Origin of the sequence: Gluconobacter sp. P1D12_c, assembly GCF_018812105.1 — a bacterium.
Taxonomy (GTDB): domain Bacteria; phylum Pseudomonadota; class Alphaproteobacteria; order Acetobacterales; family Acetobacteraceae; genus Gluconobacter; species Gluconobacter oxydans_A.
Window position 1 is genome coordinate 1 of the sequence record NZ_JACSIQ010000621.1, and the last position, 408, is coordinate 408.

The 408-nt window shown below is 48.3% G+C and carries 1 protein-coding gene; it reads right to left on the reverse strand.

Annotation, left to right across the window (positions count from 1 at the left end; genetic code table 11):
- The coding region (locus KP705_RS18430) for a hypothetical protein (protein WP_215765352.1) at positions 1–238 on the reverse strand (238 nt) is incomplete at its 3' end.
- Positions 239–408: the final 170 nt, after the last annotated feature.

Consider the following 408-nt stretch of genomic DNA (forward strand, 5'->3'; position numbering starts at 1 on the left):
TGTCTTCCTGTTCCGAACGACACGCAAAACGCAGATTCTCATCAGCAGAATAATCCCGAGCTATAAGCCCAAGGTGCTTGCAGTCAGCAGATATCAGCCAGCAGATATCATCAACAGACCACCCCAGATGGAACACATGCCCAAGCCATGAACGAGGATAATACCCCCCATCATATGACTGAGCTTTGATGACCCTTTGGGCCTCTAATTTCGTATATGAACGACCTACGGATTCCATCCGAGACCACCAGTCTTGGCGGTCTTGTGTTGAACCATCGCCATCAGTTGTGTTATAATACTGATGTGGGTCGGGTTGTGACGTTCCTGCGTCATGAGCCTTCTCCTAACCTATCGGGCTTCTTCGATGTAATCAGCCAAGATATGCATCGATTTAACCTCGACTCACAT